This window comes from Gordonia sp. VNK21 (assembly GCF_046098115.1).
Classification (GTDB): domain Bacteria; phylum Actinomycetota; class Actinomycetes; order Mycobacteriales; family Mycobacteriaceae; genus Gordonia.
Genome location: NZ_JBJURU010000004.1, coordinates 167,762 through 189,076, shown reverse-complemented (window position 1 = coordinate 189,076; position 21,315 = coordinate 167,762). Strand labels below are relative to the sequence as shown.

Sequence of the window (21,315 nt, the reverse complement as noted above, 5' to 3'; positions counted from 1 at the left end):
CTACGGGTGCACGTTCAGGCGGGCCAGCAGATCGCTGTCGATCGCCGCCAGCTCGTTCTCGATGGCGCGCTGGGCTGCCCGGCGCTGGCTCGGCGGCATGGTGTCGGCGGCGTCGACGGCCACCTTGAGGTTGTCCAGCCGTTCACTCATCGCCCCGACGAAGGCCCGGCCCTCATCGGTGGTCTCGACCTGCGACACCTGCTGCGCCGACGAACGCGCCGCGTCGATCCGGGCCCGCAGTGCGGCGCTGGGACCTCCATAGGCGCTCAGCGCCGTCGCCGACACTCCGGCACGGCGCGCCTGGAACTCGACGAGCTGCTCGCGGGCGGCGGTGCCCGCCCGGTAGGCGAGCGGTCCGGCGATCGGCGCCACCAGGCGGGCCGCTGTCAGATACCGGCGGATCTTGGCCGGCGCGAGCGCTCCGGTCTTCTCGACGTTCTTGGCCTCGGCGGCGAGCTTCTTGGTCTCGGCGGCGGCAGCCTTCTCCTGGGCTTTGCCGGCGACCTTGGCGGTCTTACGCTCGTCGCGGTGCGACTTCTTGTTGTGCTTGCGCTCGGTGCGCAGCGCCTTCTTGCGCGCCCGGTTCTCTTCCCGGGCGCTGAATTTGGCCTCGGCGCGGGCGCGCTCCTTGACCAGCTTCCGCTCGGCCTTGCGGACCTTCTTGGCCGCTTTGCGCTCCGCCCGCCGCACAGTGGCGCTGGCTTTCCGTTCGACGCTCGTGGTTCGCCGGGATGACAACAGACCCATGCCGTCCTTTCCGCCGGATGCCCGGCTTACGCATGACATCTTCCAGCATTGCATAGTGTCAATAGTCGAATGAACGTCTGCAGCCGTATCCGTGTCGGCCGGGCGAGAGACCAGGAGAGGGGCGGCGGGTGGACTCTGCGGTGCTCGGTGCACGGAATCTGTCCGGATGCGAGCACCGTCTGGCACTGGACTTCAACCGCCGCGAGCAGGCCGTCCCCGTCGAGCAGACCACTGAGGCACAGCGCCGCATAGAAGCCGCGCAGATCCACCGCAACGAGGTGATCTCGATGCTGCGCGGCCTTCAGAGCGCCGATCCGGCGTCCTACACCGAGATCGACGACGACGCCCCGCTTCGGGAACGGGTGGCCGCCACTCTGGCGGCCTGCCGGGCCGGAGTCCCGTGGATCTTCCAGGCCTGGCTGCCCAGCGACCCCGAACACGGCCGCCGAGGCCACGCCGAGGTCCTGCTCCGGCACGGGACCGGCTATCTGCCGATCATCATCGTCAACCACCGCGTCACGAGCCCGGCCAAAGGCGAGCGCGACGCCGATGCGCCGCCGCCGTCGCTGCGCACCAGCCCGCTGTGGGGCTGGACTCCGGAGCCGGACGCCACGCGTACCGCCCGCAGCAACCGGCGCGATGCTCTCCGGCTGACGCACCTGGCGAGCATGCTCGACGAACTCGGGCTGTCCGCCTTCCCTGACCGCGCCGACTGGCAGGGTGGCGTGATCGGCTCCGACGCCGACTGCATCGTCGCCGTCGGGCTCGGCTCGCTGCTCGCCGACTACGACGAGCTGCTGGTGCGCCGCCGGGCCGTCGCCGAGGGCCGGATCGCCACACATCCGCGCAAGGTCAGCGAATGCCGCAGCTGCGCGTGGTGGCCGGAATGCGAGGTCACCCTCTATCAGGAGCGCGACCTGTCCCTGGTGATCGGCGGGAGCGCCGGTGAGGCATTGCGGGCCGCCGGAATCGTCACCTTCGACGAACTGGCCGACTACCGCGGTGAACCGCCCGAGGACTGGCCCGGGTCGGCGCGCCTGACCGACGCGGTGGTCTCCGCGAACTGCCTCCGGGACGGCATCCCGCTGGTGCGCCGGCTCGAACGGCCGCGCGTGGCCCGCGCCGACATCGAGGTGGACGTGGACATGGAGAGCTTCGGTGAGCGCGGCGCCTACCTGTGGGGCACGCTGCTCACCGACACCACCGATCCCGCCGTCCCGGTGCGGTACCGGCCGTTCGTCACCTGGGATCCGCTGCCCACCGACGACGAGGCCCGCTCCTTCGCCGAGTTCTGGGGCTGGATGAAGGACCGCCGCGCAGAGGCTGCGGCACAGGGCAAGACCTTTGCCGCCTACTGCTATTCGCAGCAGGCCGAGAACCGGTGGCTGCGGGGCAGCGCCGACCGCTTCGCCGGATACCCGGGCATCCCGAGCCGCGAGGAGGTGGACGCCTTCATCGCCTCCCCGCAGTGGGTGGACATCTACGAGGCCGTCGGCGCCAACTTCATCTGTCCCAACGGCAAAGGCCTCAAACGGATCGCGCCCGTCGCCGGTTTCCACTGGCGTGACGACGAGGCCAGCGGCGAGGCCTCGATGGACTGGTACGCCGCGGCGGTCGCCCTCGACGGCACCACGCTGGACGTGAGCCAGCGCGACCGGCTGCTCGAATACAACGAGGACGATGTGCAGGCGACCAAGGTGCTGCGCGAATGGCTCAGTTCCGCCGACATCCTCCGGTTGCCGACCGCCGAACAGGTGCTGAGCTGACAGACTGTCGAATCGACCCGCCGAGAGCGGGTCGATTCGACAGTCTGCGCGGTGCTCGGCGGTCGGCGGCCGGTCAGTGGGGGAGTGAGGCGGGGGTCTCGTCTCGGGGCAGCCGGGCGGCGGCCGCGCGGGCCCGTCGGCGCCGGGTGGTCACGATCAGCCGGCCGCCGACGATCAGCATGACCGCGACCGCCGCCAGAGTGCCGCCGAGCAGCGCCGGGCTCGCGCCGGCCAGGCCGTCGACCAGCAGCCAGACCGCGAAGCCGAAGAACAGTGCGGCCGCGGCTAGTGCGATGGTGCGCTCGGGCAGATGCTTGCCGAGCAGGGCGCCCACCGCGATGGCCAGCGCATCGGCGGCCACCATGCCGATCGTCGAACCGATCCAGATGCCGAGCCAGTCATGGTCGGTGGCCAGGGTGATGGTGGCCAGCATCGTCTTGTCGCCCAGCTCGGCCAGCATGAACGAGCTCATCACCGCCAGGAACACCGAGCCGGACACCCGCACCGCGCGACTGCCCTCGTCCTCGGACAGTTCATCGCCGCGCAGCGTCCACAGGGCGAAGGCCAGCATGGCCAGGCCGCCGACGATCGCCATCAGATGCGTCGGAATCGACAGGCCCAGGAAGTGACCGAAGAAGACCGACACCGCGTGCACCAGGGTGGTGGCCGTCAGGATCGCGGTCAGCACCACCCACCAGCGGTACCGCAGCGCATAGGTCATGGCCATCAACTGCGACTTGTCGCCCAGTTCGGCGACGAAGACGACGCCGAAGCTGAGCAGGAGGGCAGTGACCATGACGACAACGTTAGGCATGCTCGCGCCGTGCCCGCAACACCTCGCACCTCCGCATATCCGCAGGTAGGAGCACAAAAATCTACTGTTCGGGTGCCCGCATCCGGATGCTCCGGGCACCCTGCCGAACCACCGGCCCACCCCCGCACAGGCAGAATGATGGGGTGAGCACCCATGCCCTCGACCCGCGCGCAGGCACCGTGACCGGACCGCTGCGCCCGCTGGAGATCGCGACTGTCGCGATCCTCTCGGGTCTGACCGTGGTCTCGGTGGTGATCGCCGCGGTGATTCCGCTGGCCACCGCCGCCGGTCTGCTGGCCCCCGTCCCCATCGCACTGATCGCCGCCCGCACCCGACCGCGCGCGGTGGTCGCCGCGGCGGTCACCTCCACGGGCGTGACCTTCGCCGTCGCCGGCCTGGCGCCGGCGCTCTCGGTGCTGACCGCGGCGATCCTCGGCGGCCTGGTGGGCGAGGTGAAACGCCGCGGCGGCGGACTGGCGATGCTCACGGCCGTGGGTATCGTCGCCGCGCCCGTGCTGGCCGCGGCCTCGGTGCTGGTGCTGTGGGTGCTGATACCGCTGCGCAACCTGGCACTCGAAGTGCTGGGCAACCTGGCCGAGGGCATCGGCAAGATCTTCCGCGGCGTGGGCCTGCGGTCCATCGGCGACGGCATCGACGGCTTCGGCCGAAACATCGTCGACCACTGGTGGATCTACATGCTGATCTCCGGCGCCGTCGGCACCCTGATCTCGCTGTACGTGGCGTGGTGGCTGCTGGTCGGCGTGATCAACCGGCTGGCCCACATCAAGATGGAGGACACGCTCGACTCCAGCCGCGACCTGACCGTCGACGAGGACGTCGACCCCCTGCCGCTGCGGATGTCGGGGGTGGGCTACCGCTACCCGAACACCGAGCGCGAGGTCCTGCACGGCATCGACCTGGCGCTCATCCGCGGCGAATTCGTCGCCGTGGTCGGCGCCAACGGCTCCGGCAAGTCGACCCTGGCGAAACTGCTGGCCGGCACCGAACCCACCGTGGGCGTGGTGGACCGCCCCGGCGCCCCGGGCCTGGGCCGCACGGGCGGTACCGCCGTGGTGCTCCAGCGCCCGGAGGCCCAGATGCTGGGCTCGCGGGTCGCCGACGACCTGGTGTGGGGTCTGCCGGCCGACGCCGAGGTGGACATCGACGGGCTGCTCGACGAGGTGGGCCTGACCGGCCTGGCGATGCGTGAGACCTCCGATCTGTCCGGCGGGCAGCAGCAGCGCCTGGCCGTGGCCGCCGCCCTGGCCCGCGATCCGCGGCTGCTGATCGCCGACGAGGTGACCTCGATGGTCGACCCGCAAGGCCGGCGCGACCTGATCTCGATCCTCGCCGAGCTGCCGCGCCGGCGCGGGATCACCGTCGTCCTGATCACTCACCGCGACGACGAGGCGCGCGCCGCCGACCGGGTGATCCATCTGCAGGCCGGGCGCATCGTCGAACACCGGCCGGAGTGGATGCGGCCCGAGGAGCACAATCCGCAGCTGCCGGCCGCACACGCCGGCGGGCGGCCGCTGCTGACCGTCGAGGACGTCTCGCACACCTACATGGCCGGCTCGCCCTGGGAGGTGACCGCGCTGCACCGGGTCAACCTGCAGGTGAACGAGGGCGACGGTTTGCTCATCGTGGGCGGCAACGGCTCCGGCAAGACCACCCTCGCCTGGATCGTCGCCGGGCTGATCGAGCCCAGTGAGGGGCGGGTGCTGCTCCGCGGCGAGCCGACGAGCGAGCAGATCGGCAAGGTGGGGCTGGGCTTCCAGCATGCCCGTCTGCAATTGCAGAAGACCAGCGTCAGCGACGAGATCATGGCCGTCGGCGGCGAATCCGTCGGCACCGCCGAGGTGGGCCACGTGCTGGACCTGGTGGCTCTGCCCCGGGAGATCGCGGCCCGCCGCGTCGACTCGCTCTCCGGCGGCCAGATGCGCCGGGTGGTGCTGGCCTCGCTCGCCGCCTCCAAACCCGACGTGCTGGTGCTCGACGAGCCGCTGGCCGGACTCGACCCGGGGGCGCGCGAAGAAGTCCTCGACGTGCTGGCCGGACTGCGCCGGCAGGGCATCACCATCATCATCATCTCGCACGACCTGGAGGCGCTGGATCGGGTGTGCAACCGGAGAGTGGAACTGGCCGCCGGAGTCCTGGAGGGATCGCTGTGAGCCTCAAGACGCCGCCGCTGCGGCAGATCCCCGGCGACTCGGTGGTGCACCGGCTGTGGGCCGGCACCAAACTCCTCATCGTCCTGATGCTGGGCGTGATGACGTGGGTGCTGCCGTCCTGGCCGGCACTGATCCTGGTGGCGATCTGCGTCATCGTGATGGCGGTGGCCGCCGGGATCCCGCTCGGCGCCATCCCGCGTCCGCCGTGGTGGTTCTGGGTGCTCATGCTGGTCGCGATCGGTGTCTCGGGAGTCTCGGCCGGCACCCACGGCATGCTGGTCGCGCTACGCGGCACCGTGCTGGGGCTGGTGGTGCTGGCCATGTCGATCCTGGTGGTGTGGACCACCCCGATGGCCGAGCTGGCCCCGGCGCTGGCCCGGTTGATGGCCCCGCTGCGGCTGCTCCGGCTGCCCGTCGACGAATGGGCGGTGGCCATCGCGCTCTCGCTGCGCGGGCTGCCGATGCTGATGGAGGAGATGCGCATGCTGCGTGCGGCGCAGCGGCTGCGGCCCACCTCGCGGGCCGACTCGGGGCACCCGTCGGCGGAGCTGAGCATTCTGGACATGGTGGTGGCGGCGATGTCGTCGGCCATGCGCCGGGCCGCGGAGATGGGGGAGGCCATCACCGCCCGCGGCGGCACCGGGCGGCTCACCGCCTACCCGTCGCGGCCCGGGCGCGCCGACGCGGTGGCGCTGCTGCTGATCGCGGCCGCCTGTGCCGCCGCGATCACCCTGACCGTTCTGTTCTGATCCCGCCGGGCCGGCGTCCGCCCGAGACCGCGGCACCGGAACCGGAACGCGCGTGTGCGCACGTGCGCGTTCCGGTTCCGATGTCGCGAACGCACCCCCCCGGCGCGCGGGCACCGGATGCGCGAACGGCGGCCGCCCCGGATGGGGCGACCGCCGTTCGGCGGCGTCGATCAGGCCGGGACGATCAGGCCCGAGCCCTGGGTCTTCGCGCGAGCGAAGCGCTCAGCGGCGTCCTCCCAGTTCACCACGTTCCACCAGGCCTTGACGTAGTCCGGCTTCACATTCTGGTAGTCCAGGTAGAAGGCGTGCTCCCACATGTCGAGCATGACCACCGGGATCAGCGCGGCCGAGGTGTTGCCGCTCTGGTCGGTCAGCTGCTCGATCACCAGGCGCTGGCCGATGGTGTCGTAGCCGAGGATGGCCCAGCCGCTGCCCTGCAGGGTGGTGGCCGCCGCGGTGAAGTGCGCCTTGAACGGCTCGAAACCGCCGAAGTCGACGCCGATCTGCTCGGCCAGGTCGCCGGTGGGCTCGCCGCCGCCGTTGGGGGAGAGGTTCTTCCAGAAGATCGAGTGGTTGGTGTGGCCACCCAGGTGGAAGGACAGGTTGGCCGACAGGCCGTACACCTTCCCCTGGATGTCGCCGGCCTCGCGAGCCTCGGCGAGCTTCGCCAGGGCGGTGTTGGCGCCGGCCACGTAGGTGGCGTGGTGCTTGCTGTGGTGCAGCTCCATGATCTTGCCGGAGATGTGGGGCTCGAGAGCTCCGTAGTCGTAATCCAGGTCGGGCAGGGTGTAGTCAGCCACGATGTTCCTCTCTCAGTGCGTTTCTCGTACCAGGTCCAATTTCTACACTCCCCGGAATGCCGTTGCGGCGCAAGGCTCAGACCCAGGCCGACGCCGTCCGTTCAACCGCCGTGTCACAGCACCATCAGCAGGACGAATGCGGCCAGCAGCGCGAGGATGGTCACGGTGATCGCCAGACACTGTCCGCGCACGTTGTACGACGTCGAGGCGATGCCTGCGGCCCGGCAGGTGTGGCGGGCCGACTGCGGCGCGCGAGTCGTGGTCACTGAAATGTCCTCACCCCGGGTGCGTCGGCAGTGACGCACTTCACATCAGAAAGCACTTCAGACCCTAGCCGTCGGGAGCGCCGCGGACAACCGGCCGGCGGCGCGAGGCCGCGCAGCGTCGTAACCTGGACGGTATGAGCCTGTTCGATCGGATGATGGCCGCCTCAGATGTCAAGCGGGTCATGGTGGACCCGGCCGACGCCCTGCCGGGGCGCAGCGAGGAGCAGCCGCTGGCTGCCGAGAACATCGTGCTGCGCCATCCCATGCGCGGTGAACCCGATGCCGACGGGAGCTACGCCGGCGGGGTGGGCCGGTGGCCCGACGGGCTGTCGGCCGTGATCTTCGGCGGCGGCTGCTTCTGGGGCGTCGAGGAGATCTTCTGGCAGATCCCCGGCGTCTACACGACGGCGGTCGGGTACGCCGGCGGCTACACGCCCAACCCCTCCTATGAGGAGGTGTGCACCGCCCGCACCGGCCACGCCGAAGTGGCGCTGGTGGTCTTCGATCCGCAGCAGGTGAGTTTCGCGGACCTGCTGGCGACCTTCTTCACCGCCCACGACCCGACCCAGGAGATGCGGCAGGGCAACGACATCGGCACCCAGTACCGGTCGGCGGTCTTCACCTTCAGCGAGGCCGACGCCGAGCAGGCCGCTGCGGCCGCCCGCCGGTTCGAGCCGGTGCTGGCCGACGCCGGCTACGGTCCGGTCACCAGCGAGATCGTCGAACTCGCCGACGCCGGGAACGGAACCTTCTACTACGCCGAGGACTACCACCAGCAGTATCTGGTCAAGAATCCCAACGGCTACCGCTGCCACGCGACGACCGGGCTCAGTTTCCCGGCCGCCGGCTGAGGCCTTGCCGGAGACCATCGACGCCGGGCAGTGGAACCGCACGCTGCTGGCCCGGCAGCACCTGCTCGACCGGGTCGACGAGGAGGCCGTCGAAGTCCTCGACCGCTGCGTGGGACTGCAGTCGCAGGACCCCCAGGCACCCTTCGTGGGGCTCTGGTCGCGGATCGCCGGCTTCGACCCCGCCGAGGTCGACGAACTGCTGGTCGACCGGGAACTGGTCCGGATGGCGCTGCAGCGCGGCACCGTCTTCCTGATGGACGGCCTCGACGCGCGCTGGATCCGGAGCGCGGTGCAGCCGGTGCTCGAGGCCGGGTTGCGGCAGAACCATCTGCGCCGGCTCTCGGCCGACCCGGCGCAGATCGTCGAGGTCGCGCTGTCGGCGTTCGGTGCCACCGAGGAGGCGCTGCCGTCCGCCCGGATCCGGGAGCTGCTGGCCGCACAGTGGCCCGACGACCCGGCCGAGGCGCTGGCCGCTGTGGTCCGGGTCCGGCTGCCACTGGTGCAGGTGCCGCCGCGGGGACTGTGGCGGCACAGCGGCGGGCTCTCGTACCGGCTGCTCGACGACTGGATCGGTCCGGGTGAGCCGGCGGTGACCGGCGACGAGGCGGGCAAGGATCTGATCCGGATGTATCTGCGCGGGTACGGCCCGGCGACGGCCGGCGCGCTGGGCGTGTGGAGCGGCCTGACCGGGCTGAGCGGATTGTTGCGGGAGATGGCCGACGACTGGGAGCTGGTGGAGCTGACCGGACCGGACGGGCAGGCGCTCTACGACCTGGACGGGCTGCCGATCGTCGACGGAGCCACCCCGGCCCCGGTGCGGCTGATCGCCCCGTACGACAACGTGCTGGTGGCCAACGGCGACCGGGACCGGCTCGCCGACGCGGCCCTGTACCGGGCGACGGTCACCCCCAACGGCCGCTCGCCCGGCTTCGTCCTGGCCGACGGCCGGCTGGCCGGCACCTGGGCGCGCGAGGCGGACCGGGTGGTGCTGACGCAGCTCCGGGATCTGAGTGCGGCGGAGCGGTCGGCGGCCGAGGGCGAGGCCCGGATGCTGGAAGATTTCCTGGCTCGCTGACAGGGCACATCCCGACGTTTCGGACAACTCCAAAGGTGAGCTTGAGAGTGTCGCGGGGCGTGTTATCCACACGTTCTCCACAGCTGTGGATGTGGACAGGAGTGGACAACGGCGGATGGCGACTCTGTGACGGGCGTCTCAAATGCAGATGAATCATCACCGAAATGTGACCTGGGCCACCTACTGTAGTGCGGATAGTCCACAATTCCACAGGGTTATCCACAGAATCCGCACGACATGTGGGAGGCCTGGGGACAACTGTGGGAAGACGACTTATGGTCGGTTGTGGACAGCGTCTCGGCGGCTTCGGCACTCCCTTGAACGGTGGACCGGACCTCCGCTGTGTTATGCCGGGGCGTGCGCCGGCCGCACGACAACCGCGGGTGCCTCCCGGGTGGTCTGTGGAAATATGGGAGGGGTGAGCATGGACATCGAACAGATCGACGTCGTCGACCTGCCGGACGACTTCTCGTCAGTGACCGACACGGTGCTCCTGGACGTGCGCGAGGGCTACGAGTGGGATGAGGCGCATGTGCGCGGGGCACTGCACATCCCGCTCGACGACGTCCCCGCGCGTCTGGACGAGATCGATCTGAACGCCGACCTGCTGGTCATCTGCCGCACCTCCGGCCGCTCCATCCGGCTGCTGCAGTATCTGGCGATGCGCGGCATCGACGGGACCTGTGTACGCGGCGGCATGGTGGCCTGGCAGGGCGCCGGCAAGCCCGTCGACAGCGCCGCGGAGCCGGCGACTTGACCCTCGACGTCTGCCCGAACTGCCGTATCCAGGCAGAGCATCGCGCCGGCCGCACCAGTTGTCCCCGCTGCGGCGGGCCGCTGACCGAGGTCGATGCGCAGACCCGGCGACCCGTGTCGCGGCGGACCGCCCCCTCCCAGCCGGTTCCGCCCCACTCCGCTGCGCCCCACTCCGCTGCGCCCCACTCCGCTGCGTCCCAGTCCGCGGCGTCCCCGTCCGCCCCGCCGCGGCCCGCCCCGGCCCGGCCGGTGCGTCCGGCACCCGTCTCGTCGGCCACCAACACGGTGAGGCGCATCCTGCCCAACCGCCCGGCCCTGCGCTGGTGGGCCCATCGGCCGCCGGAGACCATTCCGCCGCCGCCGGCCCCGGCCCGGCCGCCGCAGCCCCGGCCGCAGTACCGGGAGATCCCGCGCTGGGGTCTGATCGACGTCCCGCCCGCAGTCTCGGCCGACGAGGACGCGGGCGGCCGCCTCCGGTGGCGCGAGCTCGGGCAGTCGTTGCGGTTGCTCGGCGGGATCCTCGCCGGTGCCGCCGTCGCCCAGCTGCTGCGCTACATCGTGCTCGTGGTCAACCGGAGCCGGCCGATCCCGGCCTGGCTGGACCTGCTGACCGTGATCGCCGTCCTGGTCTTCGGCGTGCTGGCCGCTCTCGGTGCGATCATCGCCCTGGCCGGTTTCGCGCGCTGGCTGCGTGAGGTGCGCGCGGCGGACTACCGCCGGATCGACCGGTGCGAGCCGCGCCGGCCGATTCTGCTGATCCTCGGTGCGGTGACTCCCTTCGTCAACGTCGTCACCGCCCCCTTCCTGCTCATCGAGAGCACCCGCCTGCGCGGCGACGAGGAGGCCCGCCGGGCCCGCCGCCGCATCGACCGGCTCGCCGTGGCCTGGGGTCTGGTGAGCCTGGTGGGCCTGATCGCGCTGGTCTACCGGCTGGTGGCCTGGCCGTCGGATTCGGTGCAGACCGGCGCCGACGCCCTGGCCTGGGTGACCCTGTCTTTCGCGGCTTCGGCGGCCTTCGTCTACTGGGCGCCGCGCCGATTCGCCGCACTGGCCGAACCGGGCCGGTCCCGTCCGGTGCCGCAGCGGCGGCTGGTGCCGGCATGACCGGCGGCATCTCGCGCTCCGGAAAGCCTGCGGTGGTCGCCCACCGCGGCGCGTCGGGCGATTACGCCGAGCACACCCTGCGCGCCTACGAGGCGGCCCTCGAGCAGGGGGCCGACGGCCTCGAATGCGATGTCCGGCTCACCCTGGACCATCAGCTGGTGTGTATCCACGACCGCACCATCGACCGCACCAGCGACGGAAGCGGCCTCGTCAGCGAGATGACGCTGCCGCAATTGCGTGAGCACGACTTCGGCTCCTGGCACGACGGCACCCCGGCCGGGGTGCTGACGCTGCCGGAACTGCTCACCCTCACCCTGGACTGGCGGCGTCCGGTGCGGCTGTTCATCGAGACCAAGCATCCGGTGCGGTACGGCTCACTCGTCGAGCAGCGACTGATGGAGACCCTGCACGAGTTCGGGGTGGGCGCCCCGCCGTCGGCCGATCACAGCCGCGCCGTGGTGATCTCCTTCTCGCCGTCCGGGGTGTGGCGGGTGCGTCGCACCGCACCGATGCTGCCGACGATCCTGCTCGGCGACACCCCGCGGGTGATCGCCGGCAGCGCCGCGACCGCCGTCGGCGCCACCGGGGTGGGGCCGTCCATCGCGACCCTGCGGACCCACCCGGATCTCGTCGACAAGGCGGCGGCCGCCGGCCGGGTCACCTACTGCTGGACGGTGGAGAACCAGGAGGACGTCCAGCTGTGCGCCGACCTCGGCGTGCGCTGGCTGGCTACCAATCATCCGGCCCGCGTCCGCGATTGGCTGGTCACCGTCGAATGACGGTTTCGCGCCCCCTACGCTAGGGGCATGGGAAAGAAGAGCAAGCGCGGCAGTGGACCTCGCCCCGGAAGCAATCGGGCCGAACGAGTAGCGGCGCGCAAGGCGCGGCAGGCCGCGGCGCTCGCCGCCCCGGCGCGGCCGCTGGCCGGACTCGCCGCGGAATGCGATCTGGTGGCGATGCGTGCCTTCATCGCCGCGGCCACCGCTCAGGTGCGGTTCGCCGACGGCGTCGACGCCCCGAACGAGGTGGACTTCGCCACCATCCTGCCCGGTGCGGTCCCGGCGATGGTGCGCGAGCGCGACGCCGCCACCTGGGGTGAGCGGGGCGCGGCGAAGGGGGTCGACGGCACGGTCCGGCAGGGCCTGGCCGCGCTGCAGACCGATCCGGAGCCCGCGGATCTGGCCGGTGAACTGGCCGCGGCGATCTCCTGGGCGGCATCGGCCGAACCGGGCGCCGAATACGACGGCGAGCCGGCCGAGCGCGCCCTGACCGAGCTGCTGGATCCGGAGCAACAGCTGGACGTGGTGGTGTACCAGGACTTCTCCTGGTGGTTCGAGGGCGGCCAGATCCCGGCCGAGCTGGCCCCGATGATCGACCGCGCCAATGACACGATCATGCCCACCGCGCGGCTGACCCCCACGAGCGGTGTCGGCGCCCCCTGGTGGGTGGATGCGGGGGAGCGGGCCCACCTGCGCTGGGTGCGCCCGGAGGACGAGGACGCCCTGATGAAGGCGATGGCCCGCCTGCACGCGGCGGGCCGGCTCACCATGGGTGAGGGTTCGCGTTTCGCCGGCTCGTTCCGCACCCACGGACTGCTCGTCCCGGTCTTCGACCTGGACAACGAGAAGCACCACGAGGAGTGGTACGCGGGACTGGACCAGCTCGACGCCTGGCTCACCGAGGCGCTGGCCGACGAGTCCGATCTCGACGCCGCCGAGCGGAATTCACGCGCGGGCATCATCGGCCGCCAGGTCACTCTGCGCTGACTCGCCGGTCTCCGGCGATCCTCCTCAGGAGAGGGAGCCGGGTCCGTCGTTGAGCAGATCGTCGGGCACCTGCCGACCGTGCCGCAGGTCGTCGAAGAACGCGTCGGTCCGCTCGTCCGGCAGCAGCGAGTCGCCGTCGTCGGTGTAGGAGCTGTCGCCGGTCGGCGTGGTGGTGGTCACCGGATCGCCGCGCAGCTTCCAGGCCAGCCAGCCCAGGTGCCAGAGGTGGTCGCCGTCGGCGACGGTCACCGAGTCCACGGCGCCGTTGAGGAACGGGATCAGCCGGAACGGATTGAGCAGCACCGCCGGACTCGACGCCCGGGCCATCAAGGCGGACAGGAACTTCCGCTGGTTGACCACGCGCTCGAGGTCGGCGTTGGGGAAGGCGCGGGTGCGCATCAGACCCAGCGCCTGCGAGCCGTCGAGCTTCTGGCAGCCGGCTTTGAGCCGGAGACCGGCCTTCGGATCGCGCAGCGGCTGATTCAGGCACATGGTGACCCCGCCGATACCGTCGACGAGGGTGGCGAAGCCGCCGAAGCCGATCTCCGCGTAGTGGTCGATCCGCAGTTTGGTGAGCTGTTCGACGGTCTGCACCAGCAGGTTGGCGCCGCCGTTGTTGAACGCGGCGTTGACCTTGTGGCTGCCCATGCCGGGAATCGGCACGTACAGATCCCGCGGGATGCTGATCAGCATCGGCTTCCCGTGCGGTGGCAGGTGGGCCAGCATGATGGTGTCGGTGCGGGCGCCGTCGCTGTCGCCGGTCGCCAGGTCGTCCTTCTGCTGCTGGCTCAGGTCGGCCCGCGAGTCGGTGCCGACGATCAGCCAGGTGGTTCCGGGGGTGGCGGCGGGCCGGCCCGCGTACGCGGCGAGGGCATCGACCCGGTGGAGCCTGCTGTCGTAGTAGAGCATCAGCCCCACCGGGCAGAGCAGCAGGACCAGCAGGATCACCAGCAGCCACGGCAGGATGCGCCGCTTGCGGCGGCGTTTGGGACGCGGCGGTGCCGCCGGATCCGCCGAGGGGCGGGAGACCTCTGCCCGCCGCGAGCGTTTGCCTTCCGGGGGCCGGCGCCGGTCGGCGGGGGGACGGCCGGCAGCGGGACCATCGGCAGCGGGACCATCGTCCGGCCGGTTCCGCGCGATGAGCTGCGACTGCGGAAGCGGTTCGGGTTCCTGCCGGGGTGCGTATCGGTCCGGCGACCGCGGCGGTTCGTCCGACCAGGCCAGCGGAGGCTGCCCGGGATCAGCCGCGGCGGCCTGCCGGGGCCGGTCGACGGCGGTCCGGTCCGGCACCGTCGCACCGGGACCGCGGACCGGGCGGGCCGGCGGCTGCCGCCGGCCGGCGGGCCCGGGTGCGGGCTGTGGTCCGGGCGGCGGTGCAGCGCGGCCCGGCGGTGCGACGCGCCGGGTCCGTTCGGCGTCTGCCGGGGGTGCGGTGCGCGGCTGTGGCCGGGCGCTGCGCCGGCCGGCAGGGGGTTGACCAGCCGGCGGTTGACCGGCCGGGGGCTGCTGGGCGGGACCGGCCTGGGCCGGTCGCGCACCCTGGGGAGGCTGCGGTGGACGGCCCTGCGGCGGCTGCTGAGCGGGCGGCGGCTGGGCTCCCTGCTGCCGGCGCGGAGACGGTGCGCCGGGCTCTCGGTGCGCACGGGCCTCCCGGGGAGGGGCCGGGCGGGCGGACCCGTCCGGTCGCCGCCGGGGCGGCGGGGGAGGCTGACTGTTCACCAGAGCGAGGGTACCGGCGCGTGGCGCGGGGCCGCCCGGTGTGGTCGGCCACCCGGCCGACGGCGGGTGACGCGGCCGAGCGGCGCCGGAGCCGCGGACGCTGTGCGACGCGGCGGAGCGGCGCCCGGGAAACCGGTCTCAGGACTGCGGTGTGAGCACGTCCCTGCCGACGAAGCGGGCCAGTTCCTCGGGCAGGCGCACCGAGCCGTCGGGCTGCTGGTGGTTCTCCAGGATCGCCACGATCCACCGGGTGGTCGCCAGCGTGCCGTTGAGGGTGGCCGCGGTCTGCGGTTTGCCGTTCTCGTCGCGGTACCGCACCTGCAGGCGGCGGGCCTGGAAGGTGGTGCAGTTGGACGTCGACGTCAGTTCGCGGTAGGTCCCCTGGGACGGCACCCAGGCCTCGCAGTCGAATTTGCGGGCGGCGGAGCTGCCCAGATCGCCGGCGGCCACGTCGATCACCCGGTACGGCACGTCGATCGCGGCGAGCATCGACTTCTCGAAGTCCAGCAGCCGCTGATGCTCGGCCTCGGCGTCCTCGGGGCGGCAGTAGATGAAGCCCTCCACCTTGTCGAACTGGTGGACCCGGAGGATGCCCCGGGTGTCCTTGCCGTACGAGCCGGCCTCGCGGCGGAAGCAGGTCGACCAGCCGGCGTAGCGCTTGGGGCCGTCGGACAGATCCAGGATCTCGTCGCTGTGGTAGCCGGCCAGCGGCACCTCGGAGGTGCCCACCAGATACAGATCGTCGTCCTTGTCCAGGTGGTACACCTCGTCGGCGTGCGCGCCGAGGAAGCCGGTGCCGCCCATGATCTCCGGCTTGACCAGCACCGGCGGGATCATCATGGTGAAACCGGCCGCCGTGGCCTTGGCCGCGGCCATGTTCAGCAGGCCCAGCTGCAGCAGGGCGCCCCAGCCGGTCAGGAAGTAGAACCGCGAACCGGAGACCTTGGTGCCGCGCGGCATGTCGATCAGTCCGAGGGTCTCGCCGATCTCGAGGTGATCCTTCGGGTCGGTCAGCTCCGGCGGGGTGCCGACGTGCTCGAGCACCACGAAGTCGTCCTCGCCGCCGGGCGGGGTCTGCTCGGCGATCACGTTGGACAGCGCGCGGTGGAAGCCGTCGAAGGCGGCCCCGGCCTCGTTCTGGCGGGCCACGGCCGCCTTCACCTGCTCGGCGAGCGCCTTGCCGCGCTCGAGCAGCGCCGTCTTCTCGTCCCCGGAGGCCTTGCCCACCTGCCGGCCGAGCGCCTTCTGCTCCGCGCGCAGAGTGTCGGCCTCGGCGATGGAGGCGCGTCGTGCGGCGTCGGCCTCGAGCAGCTGGTCGACGAGCTCCGGGTCCTCGCCGCGGGCGCGCTGTGAATCACGGACGACGTCGGGGTTTTCCCGTACGAACTTCAGGTCGATCACGCTCTGAACCCTACTCGGGACCCGTCGCGAAGGACGACCAGGCATGATGGATGCCGATGAGTGCCACGGAAGACGACGCTCCGCAGGATCTCGCTGCGGAAGCGGAAGAGACCCCGCAGTACCGGCGATCGAGGTCGCGGCTCTACGCCGTCCTGGTCGCCACCCTCGTCGGCGCCCTGGTCGCCGGCGGCGTGATCTTCGCCCGCGGCGGCTTCGACGACGACGGCGGGCTCGGTGACACCGGCATCGGTGAGGGCACCTCGTATGAGGAGAACGACTTCACCCGGTCCACCGCCGGCGACTGCCTGACCTGGAAGCTCGAATCCCCGGGCAACCCGAAGAAGGTGGCGTGCACCGACCCGCACCGCTTCGAGGTGGCCGGTGAAGTGGACACCGCCCAGTTCCCGGGTGCCGAGTTCGGCTCCACCGCACCGTGGCCCGGCGCCGAGCGCTTCGCCGAGATCCGGGACGAGAACTGCCCGGTGATCGTCACCGGCTACCTCGGCGGCGGCCTCGACCCGCAGGGCCGTTTCGCGACCGGTCTGATGTACCCGTCCAAGGCGCAGTGGCAGCGCGGGGCGCGGGTGCTGCGCTGCGGCATCGAGCAGCCCGGCGTGAACGGCACCCAGGAGGAGTTCGTCGGCCGGGTGGCCGACGCCGACCAGTCCTTCGCATGGCCGCCCGGCACCTGCATCGGCTTCGACGAGAAGACCCGCAAGCCCACCACCGAGGTGGTCAACTGCGCGGGGCCGCACGCCTTCCAGACCACCGGGATCGTGGACCTCGGCCAGAAGTTCGGGGCCCGCAACTCCGGCCGCGCCTGGCCCGACGAAGCGGAACAGAACGCCTATCTCAAGACGATCTGTCCCACTCAGACCAACCGCTTCTTCGGCGGGGAGAAGAACTTCACCAAGACCACCCTGAACGTGCAGTGGTCGGTGATCTCCGAGGTGAGCTGGCTCACCGGCAGCCGCAAGGCGGTCTGTTACGTGGCACTGCCCGACCGCGGCGGCTTCGCCAAGCTCATCGGCGATGCGCGCAAGGAGCTGCTGATCAACGGCAAGATCCCGGTGCCGCCGGAGGAGGGGCCGCCCGGCCGTCAGCTGCCCACTCCGGTGCCGGTGGCCCCGGGTTACGAGCCGAACCCCACCGAGGTGCCGGCTCCGGTCGGCTGATCGGCGGGACGGTGCCGGCGGGCGAACGGGTACCGAAGGCGAATGGGGGACGCAGGCCGATGACGGACGGATACGGATGGGGGACGGATACCTGTGGGGTTGGCGACTGGGGATGACGAGGCGGAGGGGAACCCGATGACGGTGCAGATCTCCGACGAACAGTTCGAGATCCTGGTGGGCGAGGCACTCGACCTCCTCCCCGAGGAGTTCATGCGGGCCATGTCCAACGTGGTCATCCTGGTCGAGCCGGTCAACGAGGAGGATCCCAACCTGCTCGGGCTCTACAGCGGAGTGGCGCTGACCCACCGCACCAGCGACTACGCCGGTTTCCTGCCGGACACCATCTGGATCTACCGTGAGCCGATCACGCGCATCTGCCGGACCGTCGACGAGGTGCGTGAGCAGGTGGCGATCACCGTGCTGCACGAGATCGGCCACCACTTCGGGATCGACGACGCCTGGCTCGACGCCCACGGCTGGGGCTGAGCGACCGGAGCGACCGCCGCCGCGCGGATCAGCCCAGCGGTTCGTCGTCGGGGCCGACGGCGGTCGAGTCCTCGTCCGGGGTGGTCGGGACCACGGTGTCGGGGACGGCGAAGTCGGTGACGCCGCCCCAGCGCAGACAGGTCCAGCCCGAGTCGGTGAGTTCGAGTTCGACCGTCTCGGTGTTGCGCAGGTGGTGGCGCAGGGCGAACTCCGGATCGATCCCGGCCAGATGTGCGGCGACCAGCCGGATGGCGGCACCGTGGGAGACCACGTACACGTCGCGCTGCTGGTCGCCGGTGAGATTGGCGGCGGCCAGCTCGTCGATCACCGGCAGGTAGCGGGCGCGCAGCATCTCCAGGGATTCGCCGCCGGGCAGCCGCGCATCGATCTCGCCGTGATGCCAGCGGTGCACCACATCGCGGAAGGTCTCGTGGGCCTCCCGGTCGCTGCGTCCCTCCAGGTCACCGGCCTGCACCTCGTGCAGGCCGTCGAGGCTCACCGGGTCGGCGCCCCAGGCCGAGGCGATCAGCTCGGCGGTCTGCTGTGCCCGGCTGGCCACCGAGTTCACCAGCAGTGACGGGGTGTGCAGCGGATTGGTCAGACCGAACCGGACGCCCTGCCGGGCGCCGAAGTCGGTGAGGTTCGCGCCGGGCAGGGCGGTGTCGAGCTGACCGAGCACATTGGCGGTCGTCTCTCCATGCCGAACCAGATACAGCCGTGCCATCTCACTCGTCTCCGTTGTGCAGGGCCGACAACCAGCGGTAGCTGTCGGTGTGGTCGTCTGGGGCGGGCGCCGGATTGCGGTCCACCGGCCACGAGCCGAGGAAGGTGACCCGCTCGCAGCTCCGGTACAGGGCGCGCAGCGCCTCGCTCACGGCGTCGTCGTCCAGATGTCCGGCCGCATCCAGGAAGAACCGGTACTGGCCGGGAGCGCCGGCGCCCCGCGGGCGCGACTCGATCCGGGTCAGGTCCACGCCGCGGGAGGCGAACTCGCTCATCGCGGTGACCAGACTGCCGGGCCGGTTGGGCAGATCCAGGATCACCGAGGTGCGGTCGCCGCCGGTGCGTCCGGTGGGTGGACCGGGCCGGCCGATCAGCAGGAAGCGGGTCACGGCGTCGTCGGCGTCGGCCAGGCCCTCGGCGATCGGGGTGAGACCGTACAGATCGGCGGCGATCGCGGTGGTGACCGCCGCATCGGCCCGTCCGTCGGAGACGTCTTGGGCCGCAGCGGCATTGGACGTGGAGATGACGAACTGGGCGTTGGGGAAGGCGGCGGCGACGGACTGCGTCACCTGGGCCGAGGCCACCGGGTAGGCCGCGATGGTGCGTACCGCAGTGGGGGCCAGAGGTTCACGGGCGGCGATGGTGAAGGCGATGTCCAGGCTCACCTCGTCGTAGGCCTGGATACGCGGCCGGCCGGCGGTGGGCACCAGGGCGTCCATGGTCGCCGGCACCGAACCCTCCAGCGAGCTCTCGATCGGTACGCAGGCGAAGTCGGCCTCGCCCGCGCGGACCAGGGCCAGGGCGGCGGCCGGTGAGGCCGCGGGGATGCGGGTGGCGTCCGCCCCGTCCGGGCGACGGTCCAGGAGCCGGTTGAGCGCCATCTCGGTGAAGGTTCCGGCCGGACCGAAGTATGCGTAGACGGACACACTCCCAGGGTAGGGCATCGGGGCGGCCTGCTCGCTGGTCGGCAGGCCGGCCGACGAAGCCGGGTGCGGTGCGGCCGGTGCCCGCGACCTGAGAATTACCAGCCAATTCCGCGGAACGCATTGACGCCGCGGCGCCACCCATTTAAGTTAGGCAAGCATAAGTTAGGCTCACCTAAGCAAAGCGACGGCGAGTCGATGACGGACGAGGAGGACTCGATGCAGCAGACCGAGCACAAGCCGGTGCCGGCACCCTGTGATGCCGAGCTGATCCAGACGGCATGCCGACGCGCCCACGAGGGCACCCTGTCGGTGGACGGCGCGAGCCCGGCCGCAGTGGCGATGGTGCATCTGTTCGAGTCCGAAGCCTTCATGGTGGTTCCCGACGATGCGCCGATCCGCGAGCGCGCCGAGCAGGCCTTCGACGGGCTGCCGGCCATGCTCGAACTCGCCGACTGCGCCCCGATCAGCCTGCGCGAGCGGGTCCGGTCGCTGATCTGGCTCTCGGGCACCCTGTACTCGGTGCCGGCGCCGCTCGAACGCGATCTGGCCGTCGAGATCGCCGGCGATCACCCCGACGCCCGGCTGCTGGACGTGGGGCACGGACACTGCCTGCTGCGGCTGCACCTGGACAACGCGGTCATCGCCACCACCTCGGGCGCCTCCTCGGTGGACGCCCCGACCCTGGCCGCCGCCAGCCCGGACCCGTTCTGGGAGTACGAGGGTCAGTGGATCTCGCACCTCGAGGCCGAGCACCAGGACCTCGTCTACCGGCTCGCCAGCAAGTTCCCCCAGCACCTGCAGCGCGGCCGCATCCGGCCCCTGGGACTGGACCGGTTCGGCATCACCTTCCGCGTGGAGACCCCCAACGACGACTCCGACGTGCGCCTGCCCTTCGACCGTCCGGTGACCAAGGTCGCCGAACTCTCGCAGGCGCTGCACGAGCTGGTCGGGGGACACCGCCATGAGCACTAGTACCGTGGCCGACCGCTTCGCCGAGCAGAACGCGCTCGGCTACGACGCCCGGATCGCCACCCTGGTCCCCGGGTACGCAGAACTTCACGAGATGAGCGCCGCGGTGCTCGCCGCCCGGCTCGGTGAGCGAGCCCGGGTTCTCGTCGTGGGTGCCGGTACCGGCACCGAGACGTTGGCCTTCGCCAAGGCCAACCCCGGCTGGCAGGTCCTCGGTGTGGACCCGTCACCGGACATGCTGGCGATCGCCCGCCGGCGAGCCGAAGCCGAGTCATTGCACAACGTCGAGTTCGTCGAGGGATACGCCTCCGGGATCGGCGCTGGTGAACGCTTCGACGCCGCGGTCTCGCTGCTGGTGATGCATTTCATCGCCGGCAGCGAGGCCAAGGCCGCCTTCCTCGGCGAGATCGCGGCACTGCTCGCCCCCGGAGCCCCGCTGCTGCTGGCCGACCTGGCCGAGCACGACGAGGACGATCTCGACGCGATGGCCGCCTACACCCTGGCTCACGGCGTCTCCGAGGAAGCGCTGCCGGCCATCAGCACCCGGCTGCGCGAGGACTTCCACCCGGTCAGCGACGCCGAACTCGCCGACCTGGCCGGACAGACCGGCTTCGCCGTCCCGCGGCCCTACTTCCGCGGCCTGGCCTTCGCCGCACACCAGCTGCTCCGCCGCTGACACCGGCCGCGCGGACCCGCGCGTGACGGCACGGCTCGCGCCGCGGCCCGGCGCCCGTAGGCTGATCGGGGTGAGAGCGGCGACGGATTTCTGGGACCGGGTGCGGCGCGCACCGCAGCCCGGCGTGCCCGTGGTCGACGATCCGCGTGAACGCCGGGCGCTGGTGATCGAGCTGATCATCGTCGGCGCCCGCACCTTCGGCTTCTCGGCGCTGCGCGCGCTGCTCAGCCTGATCGACGCCCAGCTCTCCGGAGGCATCGCGGCGCAGACGGTCGCGATCAACCCGGCGCTCGCCGACAACGCGGCCATCGACTTCCTCCGGCAGCTGCTGCGCTTCGGTGACCTGCTGGCGATCGGCGCCCTCGGCGCCGGCGC

21 protein-coding genes and 1 pseudogene are annotated in these 21,315 nt (G+C 71.3%); 14 read left to right on the top strand and 8 right to left on the bottom strand.

Features of this window, described 5'->3' with window-relative positions; all coding sequences use genetic code 11:
• Positions 1–747, bottom strand: a complete 747-nt coding sequence (locus tag ACJMNC_RS06555) for a DUF6474 family protein (RefSeq protein ID WP_408947142.1) — start codon at positions 745–747, stop codon at positions 1–3.
• Positions 748–875: 128 nt separating this feature from the next.
• On the opposite strand from ACJMNC_RS06555, the gene ACJMNC_RS06550 reads away from it, so the two are divergent.
• Positions 876–2,513 (top strand): TM0106 family RecB-like putative nuclease, encoded by a 1,638-nt coding sequence (locus ACJMNC_RS06550; protein ID WP_408947141.1) that lies wholly within the window; start codon positions 876–878, stop codon positions 2,511–2,513.
• Positions 2,514–2,586: 73 nt separating this feature from the next.
• On the opposite strand, the gene ACJMNC_RS06545 is transcribed toward ACJMNC_RS06550, so the two are convergent.
• Positions 2,587–3,309 (bottom strand): TMEM165/GDT1 family protein, encoded by a 723-nt coding sequence (locus tag ACJMNC_RS06545; RefSeq protein ID WP_408947140.1) that lies wholly within the window; start codon positions 3,307–3,309, stop codon positions 2,587–2,589.
• Between the two features lie 161 nt (positions 3,310–3,470).
• On the opposite strand from ACJMNC_RS06545, the gene ACJMNC_RS06540 reads away from it, so the two are divergent.
• Together ACJMNC_RS06540 and ACJMNC_RS06535 are read left to right on the top strand one after the other, a co-directional pair.
• Positions 3,471–5,498, top strand: a complete 2,028-nt coding sequence (locus ACJMNC_RS06540; protein ID WP_408947139.1) for an ATP-binding cassette domain-containing protein — start codon at positions 3,471–3,473, stop codon at positions 5,496–5,498.
• Positions 5,495–6,247 (top strand): energy-coupling factor transporter transmembrane component T family protein, encoded by a 753-nt coding sequence (locus tag ACJMNC_RS06535; protein WP_408947138.1) that lies wholly within the window; start codon positions 5,495–5,497, stop codon positions 6,245–6,247. The genes ACJMNC_RS06540 and ACJMNC_RS06535 overlap by 4 nt, the downstream gene beginning before the upstream one ends.
• A gap of 170 nt (positions 6,248–6,417) precedes the next feature.
• On the opposite strand, the gene ACJMNC_RS06530 is transcribed toward ACJMNC_RS06535, so the two are convergent.
• Positions 6,418–7,047, bottom strand: a complete 630-nt coding sequence (locus ACJMNC_RS06530) for a superoxide dismutase (RefSeq protein ID WP_408947137.1) — start codon at positions 7,045–7,047, stop codon at positions 6,418–6,420.
• A 113-nt stretch (positions 7,048–7,160) separates the two neighbouring features.
• On the bottom strand, positions 7,161–7,313 hold the full coding sequence (locus ACJMNC_RS06525; protein WP_408947136.1) for a hypothetical protein: 153 nt from the start codon (positions 7,311–7,313) through the stop codon (positions 7,161–7,163).
• Between the two features lie 134 nt (positions 7,314–7,447).
• On the opposite strand from ACJMNC_RS06525, the gene msrA reads away from it, so the two are divergent.
• The 6 genes from msrA (at position 7,448) to ACJMNC_RS06495 (ending at position 12,865) form a co-directional block, all read left to right on the top strand.
• Positions 7,448–8,164 carry a peptide-methionine (S)-S-oxide reductase MsrA gene (msrA, locus tag ACJMNC_RS06520; RefSeq protein ID WP_408947135.1) on the top strand — a complete coding sequence of 239 codons (717 nt, stop codon included), beginning with the start codon at positions 7,448–7,450 and terminating at the stop codon, positions 8,162–8,164.
• Positions 8,165–8,168: 4 nt separating this feature from the next.
• Positions 8,169–9,239, top strand: a complete 1,071-nt coding sequence (locus ACJMNC_RS06515; protein WP_408947134.1) for a winged helix DNA-binding domain-containing protein — start codon at positions 8,169–8,171, stop codon at positions 9,237–9,239.
• Between the two features lie 424 nt (positions 9,240–9,663).
• Positions 9,664–9,996, top strand: coding sequence for a rhodanese-like domain-containing protein (locus ACJMNC_RS06510; protein WP_408947133.1), 333 nt, complete (start codon positions 9,664–9,666; stop codon positions 9,994–9,996).
• 248 nt (positions 9,997–10,244) lie between these two features.
• On the top strand, positions 10,245–11,099 hold the full coding sequence (locus ACJMNC_RS06505) for a DUF4328 domain-containing protein (RefSeq protein ID WP_408947132.1): 855 nt from the start codon (positions 10,245–10,247) through the stop codon (positions 11,097–11,099).
• Positions 11,096–11,878, top strand: a complete 783-nt coding sequence (locus ACJMNC_RS06500; protein ID WP_408947131.1) for a glycerophosphodiester phosphodiesterase — start codon at positions 11,096–11,098, stop codon at positions 11,876–11,878. Before ACJMNC_RS06505 ends, ACJMNC_RS06500 begins: the two co-directional genes overlap by 4 nt.
• 27 nt (positions 11,879–11,905) lie before the next feature.
• Positions 11,906–12,865, top strand: coding sequence for a DUF5926 family protein (locus ACJMNC_RS06495; RefSeq protein WP_408947130.1), 960 nt, complete (start codon positions 11,906–11,908; stop codon positions 12,863–12,865).
• Between the two features lie 24 nt (positions 12,866–12,889).
• On the opposite strand, the gene ACJMNC_RS06490 is transcribed toward ACJMNC_RS06495, so the two are convergent.
• The gene (locus ACJMNC_RS06490; RefSeq protein ID WP_408947129.1) at positions 12,890–14,155 is read right to left on the bottom strand and encodes an LCP family protein; all 1,266 of its coding nucleotides are present in this window, start codon (positions 14,153–14,155) and stop codon (positions 12,890–12,892) included.
• Between the two features lie 567 nt (positions 14,156–14,722).
• The gene (gene serS / locus ACJMNC_RS06485; RefSeq protein WP_408947128.1) at positions 14,723–15,985 is read right to left on the bottom strand and encodes a serine--tRNA ligase; all 1,263 of its coding nucleotides are present in this window, start codon (positions 15,983–15,985) and stop codon (positions 14,723–14,725) included.
• Between the two features lie 56 nt (positions 15,986–16,041).
• Between serS and ACJMNC_RS06480 the strand changes: the two genes are divergently transcribed.
• Both ACJMNC_RS06480 and ACJMNC_RS06475 read left to right on the top strand, forming a co-directional pair.
• A complete protein-coding gene (locus ACJMNC_RS06480) occupies positions 16,042–17,160 on the top strand; it encodes a septum formation family protein (protein WP_408947127.1) in 1,119 nt (372 codons plus the stop codon).
• A gap of 135 nt (positions 17,161–17,295) precedes the next feature.
• A complete protein-coding gene (locus ACJMNC_RS06475; protein ID WP_408947126.1) occupies positions 17,296–17,646 on the top strand; it encodes a metallopeptidase family protein in 351 nt (116 codons plus the stop codon).
• A gap of 28 nt (positions 17,647–17,674) precedes the next feature.
• Here the strand turns inward: ACJMNC_RS06475 and ACJMNC_RS06470 are convergent, their stop codons facing one another.
• The gene (locus ACJMNC_RS06470; protein ID WP_408947125.1) at positions 17,675–18,370 is read right to left on the bottom strand and encodes a histidine phosphatase family protein; all 696 of its coding nucleotides are present in this window, start codon (positions 18,368–18,370) and stop codon (positions 17,675–17,677) included.
• Position 18,371: 1 nt separating this feature from the next.
• Entirely contained in the window at positions 18,372–19,295 is a 924-nt protein-coding gene (pheA, locus tag ACJMNC_RS06465) for a prephenate dehydratase (protein ID WP_408947124.1), read from the bottom strand.
• A gap of 195 nt (positions 19,296–19,490) precedes the next feature.
• Between pheA and ACJMNC_RS06460 the strand changes: the two genes are divergently transcribed.
• From ACJMNC_RS06460 to ACJMNC_RS06450, 3 genes and pseudogenes are all read left to right on the top strand, one after another.
• Positions 19,491–20,267: a DUF2470 domain-containing protein gene (locus ACJMNC_RS06460; RefSeq protein WP_408947123.1), complete on the top strand. Its 777-nt coding sequence runs from the start codon at positions 19,491–19,493 to the stop codon at positions 20,265–20,267.
• Positions 20,257–20,940, top strand: coding sequence for a class I SAM-dependent methyltransferase (locus tag ACJMNC_RS06455; RefSeq protein ID WP_408947122.1), 684 nt, complete (start codon positions 20,257–20,259; stop codon positions 20,938–20,940). The genes ACJMNC_RS06460 and ACJMNC_RS06455 overlap by 11 nt, the downstream gene beginning before the upstream one ends.
• 70 nt (positions 20,941–21,010) lie before the next feature.
• Positions 21,011–21,315 (top strand): annotated as a pseudogene (locus ACJMNC_RS06450) (CPBP family intramembrane glutamate endopeptidase); the annotation flags it as partial.